Below are 22,316 nucleotides of genomic sequence, written 5' to 3' on the forward strand. Positions count from 1 at the left end.
GCGAATGAATTTCCCGCAATGGCGGAAGTTGCGAATCAGATTGAAAGCAAACATAATCTGGAATGGCGCGACTGGACGCGCCATTCGTCGCGCCAGCAACGCACCATGCAGTTAGGCGGCTGCATCGGCGACTGGCAACTGAGCGGCAACCTGGCGCTTTTCCAGGACGTGCTGCGCTTGGGATCATGGTTGCACGTCGGCAAGGAAGCCAGTTTTGGACTGGGAAAATATCGCATCCTGGAGGAACAAAACACATATGTCTAAGCAAATCGGAAAATCTTGTGGATACTCCTTGCAACAGCTTGATCGTGAAGAAGAAACCAGTACCGATGAGTAGAAACACAGCCCTGATTTAAAAGGGATTGAGACCCATCAAAGTCAGCGTAATGTTCCACTCCATCTGGGTAGAAACACAGCCCTGATTTAAAAGGGATTGAGACAGTGTAGTCGCAGATATAATCAATTTCGTCAGTCGGTAGAAACACAGCCCTGATTTAAAAGGGATTGAGACAGCTAGTGCTAATATAAAGATCTTTAAATCCACAACGTAGAAACACAGCCCTGATTTAAAAGGGATTGAGACTTTTCTTCCTCACTCAGAAAATCCCAATCAGGTGTAGAAACACAGCCCTGATTTAAAAGGGATTGAGACGAATTTCAGGCAGTCAAAAATCACATCGAATCTAACGTAGAAACACAGCCCTGATTTAAAAGGGATTGAGACACAAACCCGCTGTTTTGTAATGTCACCGTTCGCAGGTAGAAACACAGCCCTGATTTAAAAGGGATTGAGACATAAAATTTAGCCACTACATCACGTTCAGCTTTAAGTAGAAACACAGCCCTGATTTAAAAGGGATTGAGACAAATCCTTTCTTGACCTTCTTCCCGAGGGTGTATGTAGAAACACAGCCCTGATTTAAAAGGGATTGAGACCTATAAACGCTAAGGTTATCTCCTTGTTTATCTGTAGAAACACAGCCCTGATTTAAAAGGGATTGAGACATTCTTGAAACTGGATAACATTTGATTGAGATTCCGTAGAAACACAGCCCTGATTTAAAAGGGATTGAGACGATTTATGGTAATCATGTTATTACAAGCCTTTGGCAAGCTTGCCAGCCAGTAAATTTCTGCCGTTTCTATTTACACTGCGAGTCAGATTAATAAATACAGGTCAGTGCAATGAGCTCCCGTTCGGTTTATTTGATTTGCTATGACGTATGCTGCCCTCGCCGGCTGAGGCAAGTTCATCAGTTTCTGCTGGGCTATAAGACTGGTGGGCAGAAATCATTTTTTGAATGCTGGCTGACGCGACAGGAATTGCGCATGGTAAGAGCACATCTGGCCGAGTTGATCAATCAGACAGAGGATCGCGTTCATATTTTTCAACTCGATCCGCGCATGAAACCGGATTGCTTTGGTATCGCGGTTACCATGGCAGTGAATGCCCCTTTTATCGTTATCTAGGAGGTTGCTTTGACGAGTCTTTATGTTGACCGGCGCGGAGTCGAGCTGGAAGTGGACGGAGAAGCGCTGGTTTTTCGTGAGAATGGCCTGAGAACCGGCACGGTGCCAATGGCGCCGCTGTCACGGGTATTTCTGCGCGGCGATGTGCGCTTACAAAGCAGCGTCCTCGGCAAACTAGGCGAACGCGGCATTGGCGTGATCGTGTTATCAGGCCGCAAGGCAGAGCCCACCATGCTGCTGGCCCGGCCACATAACGATGCTGCCAGACGGGTAGCGCAGTATCAACTGTCGGGTGATACTGCATTCTGCCTGGCGTTTGCACGCACCCTGGTATTGGACAAGGTCAGCGCTCAGCGCGCTTATGCTTTGACGCTGCGGGAAATTGCGCTTGAGCATCGCTATGAGCTGACACTGGTATTACGCACGCTCGATCAGATTCTATTGCGTATCATGCAAATGCCTACCATTGCAGCGCTACGAGGCATTGAAGGCGCTGCATCGGCGGCACATTTTAAAGGTATCGCCGCAATCGCCGCACCCCGGCTCAATTTCACTCAGCGCAACCGCAGACCGCCACGCGATCCGCTTAATGCCGTGCTTTCCCTTGGCTATACGCTGCTGCACACCGAGGCAGTACTCGCGCTTTATGGTGCCGGGCTCGATCCATTTATTGGTTTCTACCATCAACTTGATTTTGGCCGGGAATCGCTGGCGTGTGATCTGGTCGAGCCCATCCGGGTGGAAGTGGATAGCTTTGCGTTACAACTCTTCCGCAAGGAAATATTGCGGCCGGAATTCTTTTCTACTTCTGAAAATGGCTGCCTCATGAACAAAAGTGGACGAGCAGCTTTCTACGGCGAATGGGAGAGTCTGGCGGAACGCTTACGCAAGATACTGGCTGATCAAACTGCCAAGTTAATGGATAAGCTGACCGCCAGCACACCCCTGCCCGCGAATGAAGGCGAGGCTTCCTGATCATGCTTTACTGGATCATCGGCTATGATATAACCGATTCCCGCCGTCTGCAGCGGGTTTACCGGGCAATGCTGCGCCATGCGATACCGCTGGAGTTCAGCGTGTTTCTACTCACTGGCCATGAAGCTGACAAACGGCGCTGCCTGGAAGAAATCTGCCCGCTGATCGATCCTGATAAAGATGATCTGCGTTGCTATCCCCTGCCAGCTCGTGGTTTGCAGGAACGCATCGGCAAGGCGACCTTGCCTGCCGGCATCCATTGGAGTGGTCTGCCGGTCGAGCAAAACAGCGCATGAAACGGCAAGCTTGCCGGCCGTTACAGGATCAGACTATTGAGACTATCATTCGCTTTATCGCCATCAGCCAATGGTTGCGAATCACAAACTTACTTAGCTGCATCTGGGAGCTCACCGCTGTCACTAAAGGTGAAGAACAAAAATAAAACCATACTCTGGAGAAAATGATGAAATTTGATAGCCATCTTTGTTTAGTTTCTGCTCAAGCAACGCCTAATCTCGTGCCAGCACTTGATCCGGCCTTCCAGCCTGCCAGCGTGACCCTGGCTGTCAGTGCGGACATGCAGGAAAAAGCGCGCTGGCTCGAGAAAGTATTGAAAGAACGCGGGATACAGGTGGAGAAGCTGGCCCTGGCTGATGCTTATGACTACAACCAATGCTGGGAGTGCTTTGCCGAGTGGCTCGGCAGGCAATCCAGTAACGTCGCGTTGAATGTCACCGGCGGCACCAAGGTCATGGCAATGGCTGCGCAGGATGTCTTTCGTGAAGAAAAGAAGCCGGTATTTTACGTCAATATAGAAACTGACGAGGTAATTCGCCTCGATACCCGCGAAGCCCCCTTCACTCTGCCAACCAGAATCAGGTTGAAACAGTATCTGGAGGCACACGGCTACATCGTGCCGAAAAAACTAAACAAACCTGATATTAATCGGGATATCCGTGATTTTATCAACCGTCTTGCCTATGAAAGCGAACGTCTGGGCAAGGCGCTGGGCACATTGAACTGGCTGGCAAGCCAGGCTGTGGCAACAAGGGAGACTGGCGCGTTTGTCTCGCCGGCACTGAACAAGCACGATCTCGACAGTAAGGCATTGGATGAACTGATCACGATGTTCAAAAATGAGAACAAACTCTCGTTACAGAACGATAAACTCGTCTTTCCTGATGAAGATGCGCGCAAATTTGTCAACGGCGGCTGGCTGGAATACCTGGTTTTTCAGACCTTGGCTACTTTGGCAGGTGAGTTGGGCGGCATGGATTGGGCAACCGGCATTGAAATACTGGCGCCGGACGGCAGAAGAACCCAAAACGAGCTCGATGCCGCCTGCCTGCTGAAAAATACCTTGCATATCATCGAGTGTAAATCAGCCAATCTTTCATCGAATGGTAAAACGGGTGAAAGCAGCGGCACCGATGCGCTCTACAAGCTGGATGCCCTGCGCCGTATAGGCGGTTTACGCACCAAGGCCATGTTGGTTGATTTTCGCGGCAGTTTGCGTGATATCGACAAAAGCCTGGCAGCACAGATGAATCTGGCTGTCGTTTCCGGTTCTCAATTACGCAATCTGCAGGGAGAAATAAAAACATGGTTGAAATGATGACTGCTGAGTATTCGCGCCGCATACTCCTGCTGGTCACCGGCCTGACGCCGCAGGTGGTCACCGAGACACTCTATGCCCTGGCTGTACAGGCAGATGAAAAATTCGTTCCGACGGAGATTCATGTCATCTCTACCGGAGAAGGGGCAAAGCGTGCACGATTGTCCCTCCTGGATCCGCTGACTGGACAATTTAACGCCCTGTGCAGAGATTACGGGTTGCAGGCCATTCAGTTCACGCCGGAAAATATCCACGTCATCGAAGATGCCTCAGGTCATCCGCTAACCGATATCCGCACGCCGGATGACAACCTGCGCGCAGCCGATTATATCGTGCATTATGTACGCAATTTTTGCAGCGATGAGTCCTCGATTCTGCATGTCTCCATTGCAGGCGGCCGGAAAAGCATGGGGTTCTTTGCAGGTTATGCGCTTTCCTTGTTTGGCCGAAGCCAGGATCGCCTGTCGCATGTGCTGGTAAACGACCCATTCGAGTCCTTGCCCGATTTTTATTTTCCGCCAGCGCAGGGAAAGGTGCTTAATTCACGAAACAATGGGCCAGTCCATACTTCGGATGCGCGTATCATGCTGGCTGATATTCCGTTTGTCAGGCTACGTGGCGGCGTACCGCAAAACCTGCAGGATAAAAAGATATCTTTTCATGAAACCGTGGAAGAAGTGCAATCCGGTTTACGCTTTATCTCGCTCTCGTTTGATTTGACCAAAAAGTCGATTTGCTGTGGCGGCAAATGGATCAAGCTGCCGCCTGTGTTATTTGCTTTTTATCTCTGGCTTGCGCGCCAGCAAGTCATGACTTCTGCTATTGATGCTGCAATCCATTGGCAGGAAGCAGACCATCACGATTTTTTGAGGATATATGCGGAAGTCGTCGGATCTATGTCAGCTTCTTTTGAGAAAACGAGGGATGTGCTCAGAAATGGTTTCGATAGACAATTTTTCGAGGAAAAAAAAGCCAAAATCAATAGCACGCTCCAAAAACAGCTTCCACTTGAGGCAAGTTTCTACCAGATCGCGACATTTGGCGAGAAACCGTATAAGAAATATGGTTTGAGACTGAACCCCGATCAAATATCGTTATAAATTAAAGCTCTGAAGCTCCACACTCCTCGGCAAACCACAGCCTATTCAATTTGTAAATTGTTGCGCCAGTTGTGTTGCCGCCCATAACAGGAACAATCCATAAACGCAACCGAAGAACCATGGAAAGCTGACAGCCCGGTGTGCCCACCATTGCCGATGTTGCCGGAAAGCCCAGTTGGGTGTGAATACAGGAGGAATATTACGCAGATCCTCAATTGGCAGCCGCATTTCATGCAATCGATAGAGGTTGCTGATGAGTTGCGGCTCTTCCCACTCCGGTGTTTGCTCAATTCCCCTTAACTGCCATTCCCAGAACGCATTCTGACCGGAGAATCGGCCAAGAACAATTGCCATTTGCCCGCAAAGCAATATTCCAAATATGGATAACAGCAAAATCAGCAAGGTAAACGGCAATGCCAGCGATTCCCGCGAGACCATCAAACCGATTACCGCAACAAAGATCGAATTAGCCGTCAAATAGTCCGACAGCATGGTATGGTAATCCCGCACCCCGGATGTCCACAGCGTAAGCAAATGATCATAGCTGGCTTTCAGAGAGGACTGTCCAGAGGGGCCTCTGATTTTATCGCTGTCCATAAATGCCTTACGTGTCAATTGTAGGCGTGGAATCAGATCACTTCTGTAGTCAAAACTATCTGCCCTGAGAGCACTTTGTGAATCGGACATTTGTTGGCTACGCGCAGCAAATCGGCACGCTGCGCTTCAGTTAAATGACCCTCCAAATGAATGTTCCGCTGTAATTGATATAATCCTGGCTCTTCCTGATGACTGATGATTACCCGGACGGCTTCAAGCGGAATAGCTTTGCGCTTGGCGTATAGTTGCAGCGTAAGCACAGTACAAGCCCCCAAGGCGGAATCAAGCAATTGGTGCGGATCAGGAAAACCGCCCGCTCCTCCTCCCTCTGGGCCAATATCAGATGTCCAAGATACATTGCCATCCTCTATCAAACAGGCGGTTTTGCCGCTTGCAGCTGACCAACTCACGCTCATGCTCATATTAAATCCTCTTCTGCGATTTATACTATTCCGTCATTATTTTTCCGATGGCGGCTCTTGTGGCCTTAAATCGAACACCAGTACTTCGGCAGCCTGGCCATGGTCGAAACGAAGTTCGCGTTCATTGCGTATCCGCATGCCATCGCCTGCACTCAAATACTGACCGTTCAGCTCAAGTGAGCCACGTGCTACATGCGCATAGGCATAACGGTTTTCTGGCAAATGCAAGGTGAATTGCTCAGCACCATCAAATAGTCCCGCATAGACGCGCACATCCTGATAGACCGAAAGCGATTCGTTTTCACCGCTGGGTGAAATGATCAAACGCAAACAACCGCGCTTTTCAGCCGCATCGAAATGACGCTGCTGGTAGCGTGGCGTCACCCGTAGCCGATCAGGCACTATCCAGATTTGCAGAAAATGAGCCAGCTCATATGCCGAAGGATTATATTCACTGTGGGTGATGCCGCTTCCAGCACTCATGATTTGCACATCTCCCGGACGAATGACCGAACCGGTTCCCATCGAATCACGATGCTCGAGCGCACCTTCGAGCACATAGGAAAAAATTTCCATATCCTGATGGGGGTGGGTGCCAAAACCACGTACAGGTTGCACGCGATCCTCGTTGATTACCCGTAAATCGGAAAACCCCATTTGGTCAGGATCGTAATAGTCACCAAATGAAAAGGTATGCAGCGAATATAACCATCCCAGGTCAGCGATACCACGCGCGTTAGCAGCTCTCAGTTCTAACATGATGATCTCCTGTTTTCTGTAAAAATTAGACACCGTCCCCGTATAACTTGCGATCTAACGACAAGCGCCCAGCGCCAGTCAGGGCAAGCAGCAGCAAACCGCCTGCCATACCGATATTTTTCATCAGCATGATTTGCTGGATTGAATCAGTTGAACCGCCATGAAAAATAATACCTGTCGCCAGTGAAAATCCAGCCAGCAAAGTTGCGGCAAGGCGAGTCTGCCAGCCGACTAGCAAAGCCAGGCCGCCGCCTAACTCCAGCACGATGACTAAGGGCAATAAAGCGCCAGGTACTCCCATACTGACCATATACTGAGCTGTTCCCTCATAGCCCGCGCCCAGCTTGTTAAAGCCAGCCATGACAAAAATAAATGCTATCAATAGCCGCGCCACTGGAAATAATACATTGGCTAGAGCGGGCTGGGTCAAAAAACGGGTTACAGTATTGTGGATTTGTTGAAACATAATTTTTTCTCCAAAAGTGAATGATCAAGTTGATACCATACTATTGTTCCTAAAAACAGATAAGTCTATTAAAATGAGAATAACTGTTATTCATAATGGAACAATAATGTCACCCACTCACATCAACCTTAACGATCTGGCCATATTTGAAGAAGTCATTCGCGCAGGAGGCTTCAGCGCAGCTGCACGTAAACTAAGCCAGCCAAAAGCATCAGTCAGTCGAGCAGTACAGCGCCTGGAGAATGATTTGACTGTTCGGCTGATACAGCGCACTACGCGTAGCTTACGGCTAACGGAAGCAGGTGAGTTGCTCTACCTGCAGACCCATACTTCGCTGCAGCAGCTCAGCGATACGCTGTGCCGCATCAAAAATATGCATGAGCAGCCCGAAGGGCGCTTGAAAATCACCATGCCTATTGAGTTTGGTATGTTTTTTATGGGCAGCCTGATTGCTGATTTCATGCAGCTTTATCCGCAAGTGCATGTGCAAGTGGAACTCTCATCGCGCTTGGTCAATTTAATCGAGGAAGGATTTGATCTGGCGCTGCGCATGGGTGTAGGCGCGCTGCAAGATTCGAGCCTGGTGGCCAAGAAGCTGGGCGAGCTACCGCTCAAGTTTTATGCCAGTCCTTACTATCTGGGCAAGCATGGTCGCCCGGATACTTTGCAGACGCTGACGAAGCATGAAAATATTCTGTTTCGCCATACCCAGCAGCAAACCATTCAAGTCAACTGTCACGTTGCCAAAAAAGCATCGGGCAGTCGCACTGAAATTCAACTCCATGGCAAGCTGAGCGTGGATCATTACAGCGTGATGAAAGATGCCGCAGTGGCTGGGGCGGGAATCGCCTTAATGCCGCCGTTTATGTGCCATGCCGAGGTGCTGGCGGGTCAATTGGTGCATATCCTGGAACAGCAGGATGTCGACACGGATCAATTGTTTCTAGTTTACCCTACCCGTAAGCATCAACCTGCAGCAGTTAAAGCTCTGATTGATTTCATGACACAGCGTCTGTTGTCGCATCCATTGCTGAATCTCTGCCAATGAGGAATCAGCTTTATTGTACCGCTGCTCACCTGGATAGCATCTTATACACAGCTGCGGCAGAGATACCGAACACACCATGTGCGGTCAACGTAATCCAATCGCGTGTTTCTACAAACCATGGAAAAATGATGGCAAAACCATACACATTAAGGATAAATAACACCAAACCATATAAAACCCCTATGATCAGCGAAATTTTCAGGTCAAGGCGGTAAATCAGCCTGGATAACACTAGCGCGTAGATGATGGAAAGGCCAAAGTGGAGCCAGGTTGCCACTAACAACACCAGCCAATCCAGTGTCGCTGGCGGCGGCAGAACTTCCGGTCCCAAAATGATCGCTGCTGCAAAACGTGCATCCCGGTATAAAATCGAAGGCAGCGCATCCCAGCATACCCACCAGAGCAAGATCTGAGCAACGGTCGAGAATATGCTCGCAGCCACACCTGCATACAGTGCGGCAGACCAGAATTTTGATGACTGGGCCGCCATCATATAAAATTAATCAATCGTAGTCCTTTATACTTTCAGCAGCATTCAGCCACTATATTCGACGCCGTCCTGACTCAAGCCGACAAGATTGATATTGGTCTCATTCGCACTGCTATTGGCAGCCAGTACCAATAGCTCAGCCTGAGTCATGGTACCACCGCTCCCCTGCAGCAAACCGACATAGAAATCTCGCTCCGATGGTGCAGGCAGCGCACCTACTACGTTCTGATAAACAAGATTAACGAAATCGACATTGCTCGACGAGCCCGCTAGTGAAACGAATAATGGCGTATTGATGATCAACTCGCTGACTTGCAGCATAGACTGACCGCTATCAAATAGCTGTAGCCCGATCGCCACGTATTCGGGGATGATATTGGACGTATCGAAGGCTGCACCGATGAGACGCACGGTATTGCCAGCAGCTTGGCCTTGGGCAAGATCAAATGCAAGATTCTCATCCAGGAACTCGAATCGCTCCACTTCAATCAGTGTATCAGCGCCTTCCAGGCCGGTTACACTGAAGCCGGAAGCAGTGTGATTGATTGTATATTCTGCACGATTGCCGCTATAAACTGCGGTATCTGCGCCAGCGCCGCCATCCAGTAAATCGTTACCTGCCAGCCCATTCAAAATGTCATTACCCGCCATCGCCTGAATCGTGTCGTCGCCAGCGGTTCCCATGAGATCATCTGCGCTATCAGTGCCTGCAATTGAATTGCTGTGTATGGTTGCAGTCTCACCAGCAAAATTCTTGGGCGAATTGATGCCAATCGTGCCAGCACGATCAATCGAATGTGTGCCGTCAAGCGGCAACGAGGCGTACGTCACCGTATCGACACCCGCAAAATTGATGGTCGCACTGCCACTGGTAAACAAAAATCCGTCAGGAACAATGAAATCCGGCGTCACCACACCAAGATTGGCGAAACCTTGTGTAGCGATAAGTACTGTCGTATTGGCTGTAAATGTATTGGGCAGATTGCTGGGAAATCTGAAAGCATGGGTTGTGCCATCTTGCGTGACCGAAATGGTCTGATTGATCCAGAATGATTCCCCATTAAAATCACCGACTGACAATTCGATAAACTGGATAGTGCCAGCAGCATCTGAATAAAGCTCGTTGATGCGGTATAGGTGAAATGACATAGAACCCTCCTTACCGATGAAATGAACTGAAATTCTATCGCACAACTTCTAAATAATGATAAAGATCTGATCATAGATGTCCTTTATGAAGCCAAGGCAGAACAGCAATCCTTGTTATTGAAAGTTCGTAAGATTTTCCTCTTATTTGGGCAAGCTCCAACTATGACATGATTTAATAAAGCTCCTTCCTGGCGACAAAGTAGTGCTAATGCCTCCGGACTGCCCAGTCTTCTGTGTTCACACCCAGCAATGTTGATTTGAGAACAACAATATCCTTGACCATCAGGATCAGCAGGATGTAATGTTCGCCCTCGATGGATTGCAGCACAACTTTCGATATTCTTGAAAAATAAACTGGAGCATAACCATGAAAAAAATAACCTTATTATTAGCAACTGTTGCATTGACAGGTTTGATCGGCTGCGCCAAGACCGATAATTACACACCAGCAGCAACCGCCTCTGGCGAAGAAATATTCAGTCTCAACTGCACCAAATGTCATAAACCAAATACTGATGGCAGCGTGCTAATGTTGAGCGCTGCAATGGCGAATAAAGACGCTATCATCAAGAAAGTGCAGACAGGCAGCATGTCCATGACTGCCTTTCCTAATATTACCGGCGAGCCAGCGGATCGTCTGGCGGAATACGTCCTGTCAAACAGCAGAACCAAGTAATCTCTTAGCCGAACATCATCAATACCCGTAGCCCAAGATCGCCACTACGGGTATTTCAATTAGCGTCTTTGTTGGGCTGCATATAAAAATATGCTTCTGTTAGCGTTAATAGAGAGAAATCCATACTTAATCTGATCAGATTGCTTCATTCAGTCGAGCGCAAGTCTCCGAGTGAATGATTAGTTCAGAAAAAGTAATCAACCGCCGGTTGAACTGCCCAATCTTCTTTCTCAATGAGCAGCGAGACTATGCCATAACCCGATGTAATAAAAAAAAACGAGCTTGAAAAATCAAAACACCCCGGTCTTAGCGCAACACTTCAGTAAAGTATGATGAAATTTTCTCCGAGGGAAGTCAGAAAAGAAAAAGGCACTTAATCATATTCTGACTAAGTGCCTGATTTTATCTGGTAGGTCGTGCGCGACTCGAACGCGCGACCAACGGATTAAAAGTCCGCTGCTCTACCAACTGAGCTAACGACCCAAAGGGCGCTATTATATCAATTCATCCAGCAATATAAAATACTTTATCTCTCGCAAATGCGAAATAAGGTAAAACAAATGCCAGTTTTTCAGGCAAACACCCATTCTTGCGCCCTATCATCATGCAGCTATTTTTCTAAACCTGTTAAAAATTAACTCGTTACAGCCCAATAATCTTGCGAGAAATAAATCATATAGATTATTGTCTATCCGATCCCAACAGACGGATAGCCTCTGAGTTACTCCATGAAAATACTTTCTCGGCTGCTTCCTGCCAAGGTAACCAGATAAAGCGCAGATGTTCGCGCGTAGCGATGCTAATTGGCGCGATTTTGGGTATCTTTAATCCAAAAACGTGCTCGGTATTGTGTGTTATCCCTGGTGCGTAGCGCCAGCGCCATTCCTGGAAAATTTCATACTGATTTTGCATATGCCAATCTGTCAGCTCATAGCATAGCGCATTAAGGCCTGTCTCTTCCTTGACTTCCCTGATCGCAGTTTGCAGCAGTGTTTCATCCTGATCCTGACTGCCTGTGACAGATTGCCAATAGCCAGGATGATCTGCGCGCTCCAGCAGCAATACCTGCAAATCGTCCGTATGAACGATAACCAGAACAGAAACAGGTTTTTTGTAAGCAGGCACTGCTGAAAAAATTAGTAACCCCAGGAAACAACCTCAGCAGGGTTACGCAGACGAATATGCAGTTCCCGTAATTGCTTTTCTTCAACAATGTTGGGTGCGTGAGTTAATAGACATTGCGCGCGCTGTGTTTTTGGGAAAGCAATCACATCACGGATCGAATCGGCCCCTGTCATCATAGCGACAATACGATCAAGACCAAACGCAATCCCGCCATGCGGCGGTGCGCCATATTGAAGCGCTTTGAGCAGAAAACCAAATTTTTCCCGTGCTTCGTTATCGGAAATATTCAATGCATGGAATACTTTCGATTGCACTTCCTGGCGATGTATCCGCACAGATCCCCCTCCAATCTCGGCACCATTTAAGACCATGTCATAGGCCTTGGATAATGCTTTGCCAGGATCGCTCACAAGCAGATCCTCGTGACCCTCTGCAGGAGAAGTAAACGGATGATGGAGCGCTTTCCAGCGATTTTCTTCCTCGTCCCACTCAAACATTGGGAAATCAACAACCCATAGTGGCCTCCACTCAGAACTGATCAATCCGCGCTCGTGACCGATCTTGACTCGCAATGCGCCTAACGCATCATTGACGATCTTGGCTTTATCTGCTCCAAAAAATACGAGATCGCCTTCCTGCGCGCCAGTGCGTTCCAAAACAGCTTGCACAACCGTTTCGGGCAGAAATTTCAAGATAGGCGATTGCAGTCCTTCCATTCCTTTTACCAGGCTGTTGATCTTGATATAGGCTAAGCCTTTTGCCCCATAAATAGCGACAAACTGTGTGTAATCATCGATTTCCTTACGCGACAATTCACCGCCTTTCGGAATGCGCAGTGCCGCAACACGCCCCCCAGGTTTCTGGGCAGCGTCACGAAATACCTGAAAGGACACATCCTGCATCAAGTCAGTCAGTTCAGTGAACACCAACGGTATGCGCAAATCCGGTTTATCAGAACCATACTTAAACATGGCCTCCTCATGACTCAGACGAGGAAATGGCTCGGGCAAATCAATGCCGATTGCTTCACGAAACAAATTACGAATCATCCCTTCCATCAAACCCATGATCTCATTTTCATTGAGAAAAGAGGTTTCAATGTCAATCTGAGTGAATTCTGGTTGACGATCCGCTCGCAAATCTTCATCACGAAAGCAACGGGTAATCTGGTAATAACGGTCAAAGCCAGACACCATCAAGAGCTGTTTGAATAACTGCGGAGATTGAGGAAGCGCAAAGAAATGACCATCATTAACGCGCGATGGCACCAAATAATCTCGCGCACCTTCAGGTGTTGATTTGGTCAGTATTGGTGTTTCTACATCGATGAACCCTTGCTGGTCCAGAAATGATCTTACTGCCATAGTAACTTTATGACGCAGGCGCAAGTTTTTTTGCATAATAGGCCGACGCAAATCTAGATAACGATGCTCCAGACGTATTGCCTCACTCAAATTTTCTTCATCCATCAGAAACGGCGGTGTAAGGGACGGATTGAGGATTTCGATCACATCCACCACTACTTCCACTTCACCAGTATAGATGGTTAAATTGACTGTTCCTTCGGGGCGATGACGTACTGTACCAATTACTTTGAGTACATATTCATTACGAATTTTTTCTGCAAGCTGGAAAACTGCTGTATTTTCGGGATTACAGACAATCTGAACAATGCCTTCACGATCACGCAAATCGATAAAAATTACGCCGCCATGATCGCGCCGGCGATGAACCCACCCATATAGCGTAACAGTTTGATTCAGATAGTGAGTATTAATGGCACCGCAATAATTAGTACGCATATTTTTATTGGTTTTAGGTAAAGAATATTAGGTGCATCCAGATTTGCTGTCTTCATGAGTGAAAAGGTTCAGCCAACTGGATGCTCGATCAAGCCTTGCCATATCAATCAAAGCACTGACGCAGAAACTTTGTCGAATTACTCTGCTGTGATAGTAGGTGGGGCAGCGCTTTCACTCTTGGTTTCTGGTTTGGTTTCTGGTTTAGATCTGACTTCCGGCGCCGGCTTATTTTTAAAATCTGTGACATACCAGCCACTTCCCTTTAATTGAAAACCAGCAGCAGAAATCTGTTTAATATAATCACTACTTCCGCATTCAGGACAAATTTCAATAGGTGCATCATTCATTTTTTGCAAATGTTCTTTTTCTAAGCCACACGAACGGCAAATATATTCATAAATAGGCATCATCATCTCCATTAATCTTACAAATGGAAAAAGCGATATTATACTTTAACCATTGCGCTCAATTGTTTTGAAATAAGGAAAACAGCTCTGCTAAACGTACTCGCAAAATCCACGGAGAAAATATATAGGCTGTGACTTTTTTTAAAGGCTTCAATCTAAAATTACTTTTAATTTAAATGAAATGCCTGATCAGATCTCTTTCCTGCCATACTTATCATCAAAGCGCACAATATCATCCTCTCCCAGGTAAGAGCCGGATTGAACCTCGATCATTTCAAGCGGTAAACGGCCTGGATTCTCCAGACGATGGCGAACACCCAAAGGGATATAGGTCGATTCATTTTCACTGACAAGATAACTGCTATCCTCACGTGTCACCTTTGCCGTGCCACGCACGACAACCCAATGTTCAGCACGATGATGATGCATTTGCAATGATAAGGCAGCACCAGGCTTTACCAGGATTCGTTTTACTTGAAAACGTTCCCCTGTGTCCACCGCATCATACCAGCCCCAGGGACGATAAATTTTCCGGTGTAATAGCACCTCAGCACGCTCACTTAACTTCAATGTATCAACAATTTTCTTGACGTCTTGTGTTCTATCTTTATGCGCCACCAAAATAGCATCGGCTGTTTCAATCACAGCCAAATCATCAATGCCAACACAAGCCACCAATCGATTCTCGGAAATAACCAGCGTATTCTGGCACTCATGCAACAACACATCGCCACGCGCCACATTGCCCGCTTCATCTTTCGGCAGCACCTGCCATAGTGAATCCCAAGCGCCAACATCAGACCACCCTGCAGCAAGCGGGATGACGATGCCAGGAGGCAACATATTACGATTCTCGGTCAGTCGCTCCATGACCGCATAATCAATGGAATCACTCGGGCACAACAAAAAAGCCATCTTATTCACATGTAAAAAATCACCATCCACTGAACCTTGATCCCACGCGGCACGACACGCCGCTAAAATATCCGGGTGGCACTGTTCGATTGCCGACAGCCACACAGAAGCCCGCATCATGAATATCCCACTGTTCCATAAATAAGAGCTATCATCCAGATAAGCTTGTGCAGTGATCAGATCCGGCTTTTCGACAAAACGGGCGATACGAAAAGCACCGTACTCCTCTAATGCATCTCCTGACTGAATATAACCATAACCTGTTTCCGGTGCATCGGGTGTAATACCAAAAGTAACCATGGCTCCTTCCTCAGCAAGCACCATACCTTTGCATACACTTGCCTGGAATACCGGAATATCTACGATGACATGATCAGATGGCATCACCAGCAAAATAGGATCTGATCCATCGCGGATTGCGGCCAATGCAGCAAGCGTTAATGCCGGAGCAGTGTTACGCCCAGCGGGCTCCAATAGAATGCTGCATTCCTTTTCAATTAACCTAAGCTGCTCAGCGATAATAAAACGGTACTCTTCATTACATACAATCATAGGTGCTTGAATACGCACATCCGTCAGACCGTCCAATCGGCGTACGGTCGCCTGCAATAATGAATCTTTATTAACTAAGGATAACAGCTGCTTAGGGTATCGCTCGCGGGAAAGTGGCCATAAGCGCGTGCCGGATCCACCGGACAGTACTACAGGAATCAACGCTTGCATGTTATTTTTAATTCCGAATTATGAAAGTGATGTCGCATTGACTAATCATTTTGTGGTGCAGCACAGCCAAGCAGGAACAATCTTTGAGATACAAACACATCGACAATGCGTTCAGCCGCTCTACCACTCTATCAATAAGACTTGCACCCTGTTTACCCCTCAACACGAAAAATTTCACCCACTTCAGCGATGATTCGTGCAAAATCAGCTCCAATTTTTGTACTAACTCCTTGCTTGCTTCACTGGGCTTACGCACTTAGTTTTTGAGTACCACTTCTCAATCTTCCCATAAACAGGGCTAATGTATCTTCCCGCATCGCGATACCAATTTTCTAAACTATCACGGACATGGAGGTAAACAGAAAAAAATCATTGGCAATTCAGCAGCAATTTCCGTTAATGTTTTACATGCCTATGATAGCACTTCCACATCATCTCAATTAAGGGATCAATGCAGTGTAAGCAGATCATACTATTCGCATGCGGTGCACAGGTTATCTTAAATTCACCTCTCCCAGAAACAGTCACCCCACTCTGCTTTACGCCAGCTTGTTACTCTAGCAGCCAGTTATCGATCACACTACAACACAGCATGATGGCAGGTTTCATCAGATTTCCCCGCCCAGCACAAATAAGGTGGAAGTCTAAATAATCAAGTATGTTGGCAGGCTTCTTAATTAAAAAACACTATTCTCGAAAATTTCGCACAAGCTTTGGTTATCTTGCATTCCTCACAAATATGGATATAATTACGAATCATTCTCATTAGCGATATTGTTTGCATTATACTCACCGTTAACAATTGAATCCTAAATTATCGACAAAAGGCTTATTTCATGTATATTTGCGTTTGTAAGGGGGTGACTGATCATGCCATCCGGGAAGCTGTTCTTCAAGGCGCTGAACGAATGCGCGATCTGAAAGCCAGCCTGGGTGTCACAACACAGTGTGGAATCTGTGCCTGTCACGCGAAAATGGTGCTGGATCAAACATTGAAGCAAGAAACACCACCCTCTTCTCTGTCATGTGAACCCACTCGCTCGTACGAGTCAACCGTCTGAGGAGACAGCTATGAAAGGTAATGCAGACATTGTTCGCTGGTTAAATCGTCAACTATTGCATGAATTAACTGCTATCAATCAGTATTTTCTTCATGCCCGTATGTACAACAACTGGGGACTTAACAAACTCGGAGAACACGAATATAACGAATCCATTGAAGAGATGAAGCATGCCGACAAACTTATCGAGCGTATTTTATTTCTAGAGGGATTACCCAACTTACAGGAGCTAGAGAAACTTTTGATTGGGGAATCGGCGCAAGAATGTGTGACCTGCGATCTCAAGCTGGAAAGTATGGCACGTGAAACATTGCTCGAAGCAATTGCTGCCTGTGAAACAGCCCAGGATTTTGTTTCACGAGAAATTTTCAAGCATATTCTTGAAGATACTGAAAAACATATCGATTGGTTGGAAACGCAATTGGATGTCATGCAAAAGGTTGGTATTCAAAATTGGCTACAAAGTCAAATGTAACGTCTTTAAATCTGTCGCTGGCTTAAAATTGCCAGCGACATGACATTATCGATCCCTTTTCTATCATCTTCATAGCCTCTCTTTTGGTTAATTATTGTTTTTGGTTAATTATGCTGAAAACAATGATGCATATCCCCTGGCTCTATAAATATTTATTACGTAAAAGGAATGTATAAATATCTTTCTTCAAGCACGCTGCAGATATGGCAATGCTCGATTAAATCACGCTTTTTATATGCATCATTATTCTTTTCAATCTGCACTGTAGCTTTCTTGCCAGCTGTTGTTTATGCCGAATCACCAAGGGCTGCTCAAGCTGCAACGCAACCTTTTAACATACCTGCCGGTTCTCTGGAAAACGCACTTAATCAGTTTTCAAATCAATCGGGCGTAAAAATTTTTTTTGACACTGCGACTGTACAGGGTAAAACAACACAGGGTTTAACGGGTAATTATGAAACTAAAGCTGGATTAGACCAATTACTTACTGGTACTGAATTGCAGGTAATGCAGCATGCGGATGGTTTCACGCTGGTAAAATTAACTGCCGGCTCTTCAGCCAACCCGGTTGTCACTACGCTCCCTCCGATACAGATAACAGCTGATCGCGAGACGAGCCGCTATATGGCGCCAAGTAGTATTACCGCAACTAAAACCAACACGCTGTTACGCGATGTGCCACAAGCGATCTCCGTCATCACAGAAGGCGTCATTAAAGATCAATCAATACGAAGTATAAGCGATGCCGTGCGCTACGTACCCGGTGTTGGTGTCTCGCAAGGTGAAGGAAACCGCGATGCACTTGTATTTCGAGGTAATCGCTCAACCGGCGATTTCTTTATCGATGGCGTGCGGGATGATGTTCAATATGCCCGCGATCTCTATAACATCGAACGAATAGAAGTATTGAAAGGTGCTAATGGAATGATATTTGGGCGTGGCGGCTCTGGCGGCGTCGTAAACCGGGTAACAAAACAGGCAGGATGGGAACCTGTGCGTGAATTCTCTTTCCAGGGCGGTTCATATGATTTAAAGAGAATAACCGCAGATGTTAACCAACCAATTCATGATCAGGTCGCTTTCCGACTAAATGGTTTATTTGAAGATGCTGGAAGCTTTCGTGATGGTGTCGATTCGATCCGGCTTGGCATTTCTCCCACGGTGACTATTAAACCCACTGATCGTACCAAGGTCGTTTTAAACATGGAACGATACCATGACAAGCGCACTGCGGACCGGGGGATACCTTCCTTCCAGGGTGGCCCGGTAGATATTAAAAGATCGCAATTTTTTGGAGATCCGAGGCGAAGCAATTCTAATATCGAAGTTTTATCGTTTAATTCCCTGATTGAACATAGATTCGATTTTGGGGTGACTCTACGTAACCGAACAAATTACGCTCAATACGACAAGTTTTATGAGAATGTATTTGCCAATAGCCCTGTTTTCGCCGGATTGGTATCGCTCGGCGCCTACAATAATGCAACTGACCGTGAGAATGTTTTCAATCAGACAGACTTTCTGTATTCACTTGAAACAGGGCCTATTGCGCATACATTGCTGGCGGGCATCGAAATTGGTCAACAGATAACCAATAACAGACGGGAAACTGGTTTTTTTAATAATGATCCAAGACAATTCAATTTACGGGTTCCACTCAGCAACCCCATCACGAATGCTCCCATTACCTTCCTGAATATGGAAGGAGATGCAAACAATCATAGCAAAGTTGATATTACATCGTTTTACTTTCAGGATCAGATTGAATTCATCCCGCAGCTCCAGGCAATAGTCGGCGTACGCTACGATCTGTTCGAGACAGATTTTCAGCAAAAAAGCGGCAATCAAGAACATTTAAAAACTAAGGATGGTCTGTTATCGCCAAGATTTGGCCTGATCTATAAACCGATCGAACCTGTTTCTATTTACACGAGTTTCAGTCAGGCATTTGTGCCACGCGCAGGGGAACAGCTGACTTCATTGACCGTGACCACTCAGACACTCGAACCGGAAAAATTTACCAACCTGGAAGCAGGCATCAAATGGGATATTCGTCCGGATCTATCCTTGACTGGTGCAGCGTTTCGAATAGACCGCACCAATGTCATCACAGTGGACCCTAATGATTCATCCCGCTCTTTTTTAACCAAGGGACAACGCACCGAAGGTGTTGAAGTAAGCATCAATGGCCAATTGACACCCAACTGGAGCGTAATGGGCGGTTATGCTTATCAGGATGGTGAAATTACCAGTGTGCAAGTTGGAGCACCAAAAGGAAATACCGTTGCCGAACTACCACGCAACACCTTTTCAATGTGGAGTCGCTACGATATAACTCCAAAATTCGGTGCCGCAGCAGGCGTGATTTACCGCAGCAGCATGTTTGCTTCAACTGATAACAGGGTCGTTATTCCCGATTTTACCCGTGTAGATGCAGCATTATTTGCTCAGCTAAGCAAACAAGTACGCGCACAAATCAATATCGAAAATCTGCTGGATGCAAACTATTTTGCCTCGGTGCAAAACAACAACAATATTACTCCTGGCTCCCCTATTGCTGTTCGCGCATCCTTAATTGCCAGATTCTAGCTAAAACAAGTTATTATTATCAATAAGTTTGTTTTCTGAGAAAGAAGTTAAAGATTCTTTAGTTCTAATAATAGTTATCATTTGTATTATTGTTAGTGTTTTCATTTAATTTTTTAAAAGGAGGTTTACGTGAGATCTTTTTCCCGGTTCTTGATCGTCCTTGGTAGCGCCTTGATACTCTATGGCGGCGATACTGCACTCAGCATTGGCAACACAGTTACCCATGCAGCGACAGTGGGAGCAACATCGAATGCCGAGGCAATTAATACGGCAGTTACCGCTTTTCAGACTATTGGTACATTACGCAGAGAATCACCTATCAATGCGGATGCCATCATGAATGAATATTCAGGCCCACTGCAAGCACTTGCGCAGGAGGTGGATGCAAAATACGGCTTGAACCTTGACAGCGATATTCTGGCTGCTATTGAAGATAGCAAAAATAATAATGAACCAATATTAGCATCACAGGTAATCGACAAAGCCATACAGCATATTTTCTTTCAAACCATACTCGATCGCATCACAGTTGCGCGTGATGATTTTGACAACAAAGCATCTGATGCATTGATCCAGACATGGAGCGAAGCCATAGCAGCATTTCAAGCTATTAAGGGAACAACAGCCAGAGAGAACAAAGTACTTACCGCTGACAGACAATCCATAGAAACCGGGAGCAATCCAGCACTGGATATCCAGATCACTGAGGCATTTGCACGCGGCCAAACAGCGTTGAATAAGGAGAATCCAGCCGAAGATAAAATTGCGCTGAGTATTGAACGCCAGGTGATAAGACTGTCATTGGCGCGCGCTTATTACATTGGTGTACTACGGGAAGTAGAAGGCATCATTTCCAATCGCGACCGTGATTTACTTGAAGCGCGCGAAAAGCAGAAAGAAGGTGAGATTTTTTATCGTATTATCGAATCATTCATTAAGCAGGATAACCCTACTGGAAACGCATTAATAAAAGCGCAGTTTACTGGGAATGTTTCAAATGTGGTAGCAAACGAGATTGTCAGCGAACTGAGCAGGGGGTTTATGGGCCGGGTCAATGCTGAGTTGAAAGCGAATGAAACAAGTATCGGAACCGACCGTGGCCGTGCCATGGAAGTGGCAGAAGAAGCGCAGCTTTATGCAAACGTTTTCCTTGCTGATCTGGAACTGCGCCTGGATCCCAACGTACGCGCCAACCTGGAAAATGCATTGATCAGCCTGAAAGATGCCAGCAATGCAAATAATGCATCCAGCGCAGAAGCAATACGTCAGACCATTTCAGATATCTTGGCAAATTATGAAAAACAGCTTGATATCGCCAAATACAGCAAAACCAGTGATACCAGCTTCATTGATAGCGCAGTTTCATCCTATCAGGCTATTGGTGTATTGCGCCGACAAAGTCCCATGAGCGCAGACGCCATTGCTGCAGAATATGAAGGAGACTTGCAGCAGCTAACGCAATTGGTCGATGGTGTTTATGGTCTATCGATGAATAGCGACATAATGACTGCCATCGAATTTATCAGAAGCGGCAACCAAACAGCATTAGCCGCCCAGGCTATTGATAAAACGTTGCAGCGTGTTTTTGCTTTAGTCGTCTATAACCGGGTAACGTTAGCACTCGATACTTTTGATAATCTGCCAACCGAAGCCCTTGGACTTGAATGGGATCGGGCCTATGCTGCCTATCTTGCGATTATCGGCACAGCAGGCAGGGAAAACAAGGTACTTACCGCAGACAGACTGGCCATCGAATCAGGTAGCAATCCTGACCTGGATGATCACATCACTTTGGCATTTATTCACGGCAAAGAGGCACTCAGCAAGGCAAATGTCAACGATAAAACCAATGTTGCGATCGCACGGGAAAACATCCTGCTCCCACTTGTCAGAGGTTTTTTGATCGGAGTTCTGCGCGAAGTAGAAGGAATCATTGCTAACAGAGATAGGGATATTGATGAAGCAAGGGAAAAACAGATAGAAGGTGAATTTTTCTATCGTATTGTGGAAGGGTTTATTTCCCAAACCAATCAAACAGGTAGCGATCGCATCAAGGCTCAACTGACGGGAGATTTAGCGAATGTAGTAGCGAATGAAATCGTCAGCGAAATAAGCAGAGGCTCAATAGGACAGATCCGCAATAATCTAATCCAGATGGAATCAATATTTGGTAATGACCGGGATCAAACTGTGCTGGCCGCTGAAAGATTATCGCTTTATGCCAATATTTTCCTGCCAGATCTGGCATTACGCTTAGGGTCGCTGGAACGCACTAAACTGGAAAATGCGCTACAGGACTTAAAAGAAGCCAGTACTCAAGGTGAAATGAATAAGGCCGTGAGCGCGGCACAAGCGATACTGTCTATCGTCGCAAATTATGAAAATGCGCTGATTTAAGTATCACACCCCGTTTTTAATGCGGGGTTTTCCTAAAAAAATACAGACCGCAGTC

At 46.5% G+C, this 22,316-nt stretch carries 23 protein-coding genes, 1 tRNA gene and 1 CRISPR repeat array; of the genes, 13 read left to right on the forward strand and 11 right to left on the reverse strand.

Annotated features, from left to right (window positions below):
* The 7 genes from cas6 to csm6 all read left to right on the forward strand — a co-directional run.
* The coding region (gene cas6 / locus J5I83_RS05305) for a CRISPR system precrRNA processing endoribonuclease RAMP protein Cas6 (protein ID WP_304053895.1) at positions 1 to 264 on the forward strand (264 nt) is incomplete at its 5' end.
* Positions 265 to 333: 69 nt separating this feature from the next.
* A CRISPR array of direct repeats spans positions 334 to 1,076; the repeat unit is 36 nt; unit sequence GTAGAAACACAGCCCTGATTTAAAAGGGATTGAGAC.
* Positions 1,077 to 1,185: 109 nt separating this feature from the next.
* A complete protein-coding gene (gene cas2, locus J5I83_RS05310) occupies positions 1,186 to 1,470 on the forward strand; it encodes a CRISPR-associated endonuclease Cas2 (protein ID WP_304053897.1) in 285 nt (94 codons plus the stop codon).
* A 9-nt stretch (positions 1,471 to 1,479) separates the two neighbouring features.
* A complete protein-coding gene (gene cas1 / locus J5I83_RS05315; protein ID WP_304053898.1) occupies positions 1,480 to 2,445 on the forward strand; it encodes a CRISPR-associated endonuclease Cas1 in 966 nt (321 codons plus the stop codon).
* A 2-nt stretch (positions 2,446 to 2,447) separates the two neighbouring features.
* Entirely contained in the window at positions 2,448 to 2,741 is a 294-nt protein-coding gene (gene cas2 / locus J5I83_RS05320) for a CRISPR-associated endonuclease Cas2 (RefSeq protein ID WP_304053900.1), read from the forward strand.
* Positions 2,738 to 2,887 carry a hypothetical protein gene (locus J5I83_RS05325; RefSeq protein WP_304053901.1) on the forward strand — a complete coding sequence of 50 codons (150 nt, stop codon included), beginning with the start codon at positions 2,738 to 2,740 and terminating at the stop codon, positions 2,885 to 2,887. The genes cas2 (J5I83_RS05320) and J5I83_RS05325 overlap by 4 nt, the downstream gene beginning before the upstream one ends.
* Positions 2,888 to 2,908: 21 nt before the next feature.
* Positions 2,909 to 4,060 (forward strand): DUF1887 family CARF protein, encoded by a 1,152-nt coding sequence (locus tag J5I83_RS05330; RefSeq protein ID WP_304053902.1) that lies wholly within the window; start codon positions 2,909 to 2,911, stop codon positions 4,058 to 4,060.
* The gene (gene csm6, locus J5I83_RS05335) at positions 4,048 to 5,160 is read left to right on the forward strand and encodes a CRISPR-associated ring nuclease Csm6 (protein ID WP_304053903.1); all 1,113 of its coding nucleotides are present in this window, start codon (positions 4,048 to 4,050) and stop codon (positions 5,158 to 5,160) included. The genes J5I83_RS05330 and csm6 overlap by 13 nt, the downstream gene beginning before the upstream one ends.
* Positions 5,161 to 5,205: 45 nt before the next feature.
* Here csm6 and J5I83_RS05340 read toward each other — a convergent pair whose 3' ends face one another.
* From J5I83_RS05340 to J5I83_RS05355, 4 genes are read right to left on the reverse strand one after another with little or no spacing between them, the layout of a single operon-like run.
* Positions 5,206 to 5,847 carry a hypothetical protein gene (locus J5I83_RS05340; protein ID WP_304053905.1) on the reverse strand — a complete coding sequence of 214 codons (642 nt, stop codon included), beginning with the start codon at positions 5,845 to 5,847 and terminating at the stop codon, positions 5,206 to 5,208.
* The gene (locus J5I83_RS05345; RefSeq protein WP_304053907.1) at positions 5,790 to 6,179 is read right to left on the reverse strand and encodes an OsmC family protein; all 390 of its coding nucleotides are present in this window, start codon (positions 6,177 to 6,179) and stop codon (positions 5,790 to 5,792) included. Before J5I83_RS05345 ends, J5I83_RS05340 begins: the two co-directional genes overlap by 58 nt.
* A 36-nt stretch (positions 6,180 to 6,215) precedes the next feature.
* On the reverse strand, positions 6,216 to 6,938 hold the full coding sequence (locus J5I83_RS05350) for a pirin family protein (protein WP_304053909.1): 723 nt from the start codon (positions 6,936 to 6,938) through the stop codon (positions 6,216 to 6,218).
* A gap of 25 nt (positions 6,939 to 6,963) precedes the next feature.
* On the reverse strand, positions 6,964 to 7,404 hold the full coding sequence (locus J5I83_RS05355) for a DoxX family protein (RefSeq protein WP_304053910.1): 441 nt from the start codon (positions 7,402 to 7,404) through the stop codon (positions 6,964 to 6,966).
* 73 nt (positions 7,405 to 7,477) lie between these two features.
* Here J5I83_RS05355 and J5I83_RS05360 point away from each other — a divergent pair, with 73 nt between their 5' ends.
* On the forward strand, positions 7,478 to 8,452 hold the full coding sequence (locus tag J5I83_RS05360) for a LysR family transcriptional regulator (RefSeq protein WP_304053911.1): 975 nt from the start codon (positions 7,478 to 7,480) through the stop codon (positions 8,450 to 8,452).
* Between the two features lie 25 nt (positions 8,453 to 8,477).
* Here J5I83_RS05360 and J5I83_RS05365 read toward each other — a convergent pair whose 3' ends face one another.
* Together J5I83_RS05365 and J5I83_RS05370 are read right to left on the reverse strand one after the other, a co-directional pair.
* On the reverse strand, positions 8,478 to 8,942 hold the full coding sequence (locus tag J5I83_RS05365) for a sodium:proline symporter (RefSeq protein ID WP_304053913.1): 465 nt from the start codon (positions 8,940 to 8,942) through the stop codon (positions 8,478 to 8,480).
* Between the two features lie 45 nt (positions 8,943 to 8,987).
* The gene (locus J5I83_RS05370; RefSeq protein ID WP_304053915.1) at positions 8,988 to 10,091 is read right to left on the reverse strand and encodes a DUF4214 domain-containing protein; all 1,104 of its coding nucleotides are present in this window, start codon (positions 10,089 to 10,091) and stop codon (positions 8,988 to 8,990) included.
* Between the two features lie 367 nt (positions 10,092 to 10,458).
* Between J5I83_RS05370 and J5I83_RS05375 the strand changes: the two genes are divergently transcribed.
* Positions 10,459 to 10,767, forward strand: coding sequence for a cytochrome c (locus J5I83_RS05375; protein ID WP_304053917.1), 309 nt, complete (start codon positions 10,459 to 10,461; stop codon positions 10,765 to 10,767).
* Between the two features lie 407 nt (positions 10,768 to 11,174).
* On the opposite strand, the gene J5I83_RS05380 is transcribed toward J5I83_RS05375, so the two are convergent.
* The 5 genes from J5I83_RS05380 to J5I83_RS05400 form a co-directional block, all read right to left on the reverse strand.
* Positions 11,175 to 11,250: transfer RNA gene (locus J5I83_RS05380), tRNA-Lys, on the reverse strand.
* Positions 11,251 to 11,448: 198 nt separating this feature from the next.
* On the reverse strand, positions 11,449 to 11,892 hold the full coding sequence (gene nudB / locus J5I83_RS05385) for a dihydroneopterin triphosphate diphosphatase (protein ID WP_304053919.1): 444 nt from the start codon (positions 11,890 to 11,892) through the stop codon (positions 11,449 to 11,451).
* Between the two features lie 11 nt (positions 11,893 to 11,903).
* A complete protein-coding gene (gene aspS / locus J5I83_RS05390; protein ID WP_304053920.1) occupies positions 11,904 to 13,694 on the reverse strand; it encodes an aspartate--tRNA ligase in 1,791 nt (596 codons plus the stop codon).
* 137 nt (positions 13,695 to 13,831) lie between these two features.
* Positions 13,832 to 14,101 carry a zinc ribbon domain-containing protein gene (locus J5I83_RS05395; protein ID WP_304053922.1) on the reverse strand — a complete coding sequence of 90 codons (270 nt, stop codon included), beginning with the start codon at positions 14,099 to 14,101 and terminating at the stop codon, positions 13,832 to 13,834.
* Positions 14,102 to 14,290: 189 nt separating this feature from the next.
* On the reverse strand, positions 14,291 to 15,739 hold the full coding sequence (locus J5I83_RS05400; RefSeq protein WP_304053924.1) for a mannose-1-phosphate guanylyltransferase/mannose-6-phosphate isomerase: 1,449 nt from the start codon (positions 15,737 to 15,739) through the stop codon (positions 14,291 to 14,293).
* Positions 15,740 to 16,575: 836 nt separating this feature from the next.
* Here J5I83_RS05400 and J5I83_RS05405 point away from each other — a divergent pair.
* The 4 genes from J5I83_RS05405 to J5I83_RS05420 all read left to right on the forward strand — a co-directional run bounded on the left by J5I83_RS05405 (position 16,576) and on the right by J5I83_RS05420 (position 22,261).
* Positions 16,576 to 16,800: a bacterioferritin-associated ferredoxin gene (locus J5I83_RS05405; protein ID WP_304053925.1), complete on the forward strand. Its 225-nt coding sequence runs from the start codon at positions 16,576 to 16,578 to the stop codon at positions 16,798 to 16,800.
* A gap of 10 nt (positions 16,801 to 16,810) precedes the next feature.
* A complete protein-coding gene (gene bfr / locus J5I83_RS05410; RefSeq protein WP_304053926.1) occupies positions 16,811 to 17,275 on the forward strand; it encodes a bacterioferritin in 465 nt (154 codons plus the stop codon).
* Between the two features lie 273 nt (positions 17,276 to 17,548).
* On the forward strand, positions 17,549 to 19,864 hold the full coding sequence (locus J5I83_RS05415) for a TonB-dependent siderophore receptor (protein WP_304053927.1): 2,316 nt from the start codon (positions 17,549 to 17,551) through the stop codon (positions 19,862 to 19,864).
* A gap of 129 nt (positions 19,865 to 19,993) precedes the next feature.
* The gene (locus tag J5I83_RS05420) at positions 19,994 to 22,261 is read left to right on the forward strand and encodes a hypothetical protein (protein ID WP_304053929.1); all 2,268 of its coding nucleotides are present in this window, start codon (positions 19,994 to 19,996) and stop codon (positions 22,259 to 22,261) included.
* Positions 22,262 to 22,316 lie beyond the last annotated feature (55 nt).

Origin of the sequence: Nitrosomonas communis, from assembly GCF_024102715.1 — a bacterium.
Classification (GTDB): domain Bacteria; phylum Pseudomonadota; class Gammaproteobacteria; order Burkholderiales; family Nitrosomonadaceae; genus Nitrosomonas; species Nitrosomonas communis_B.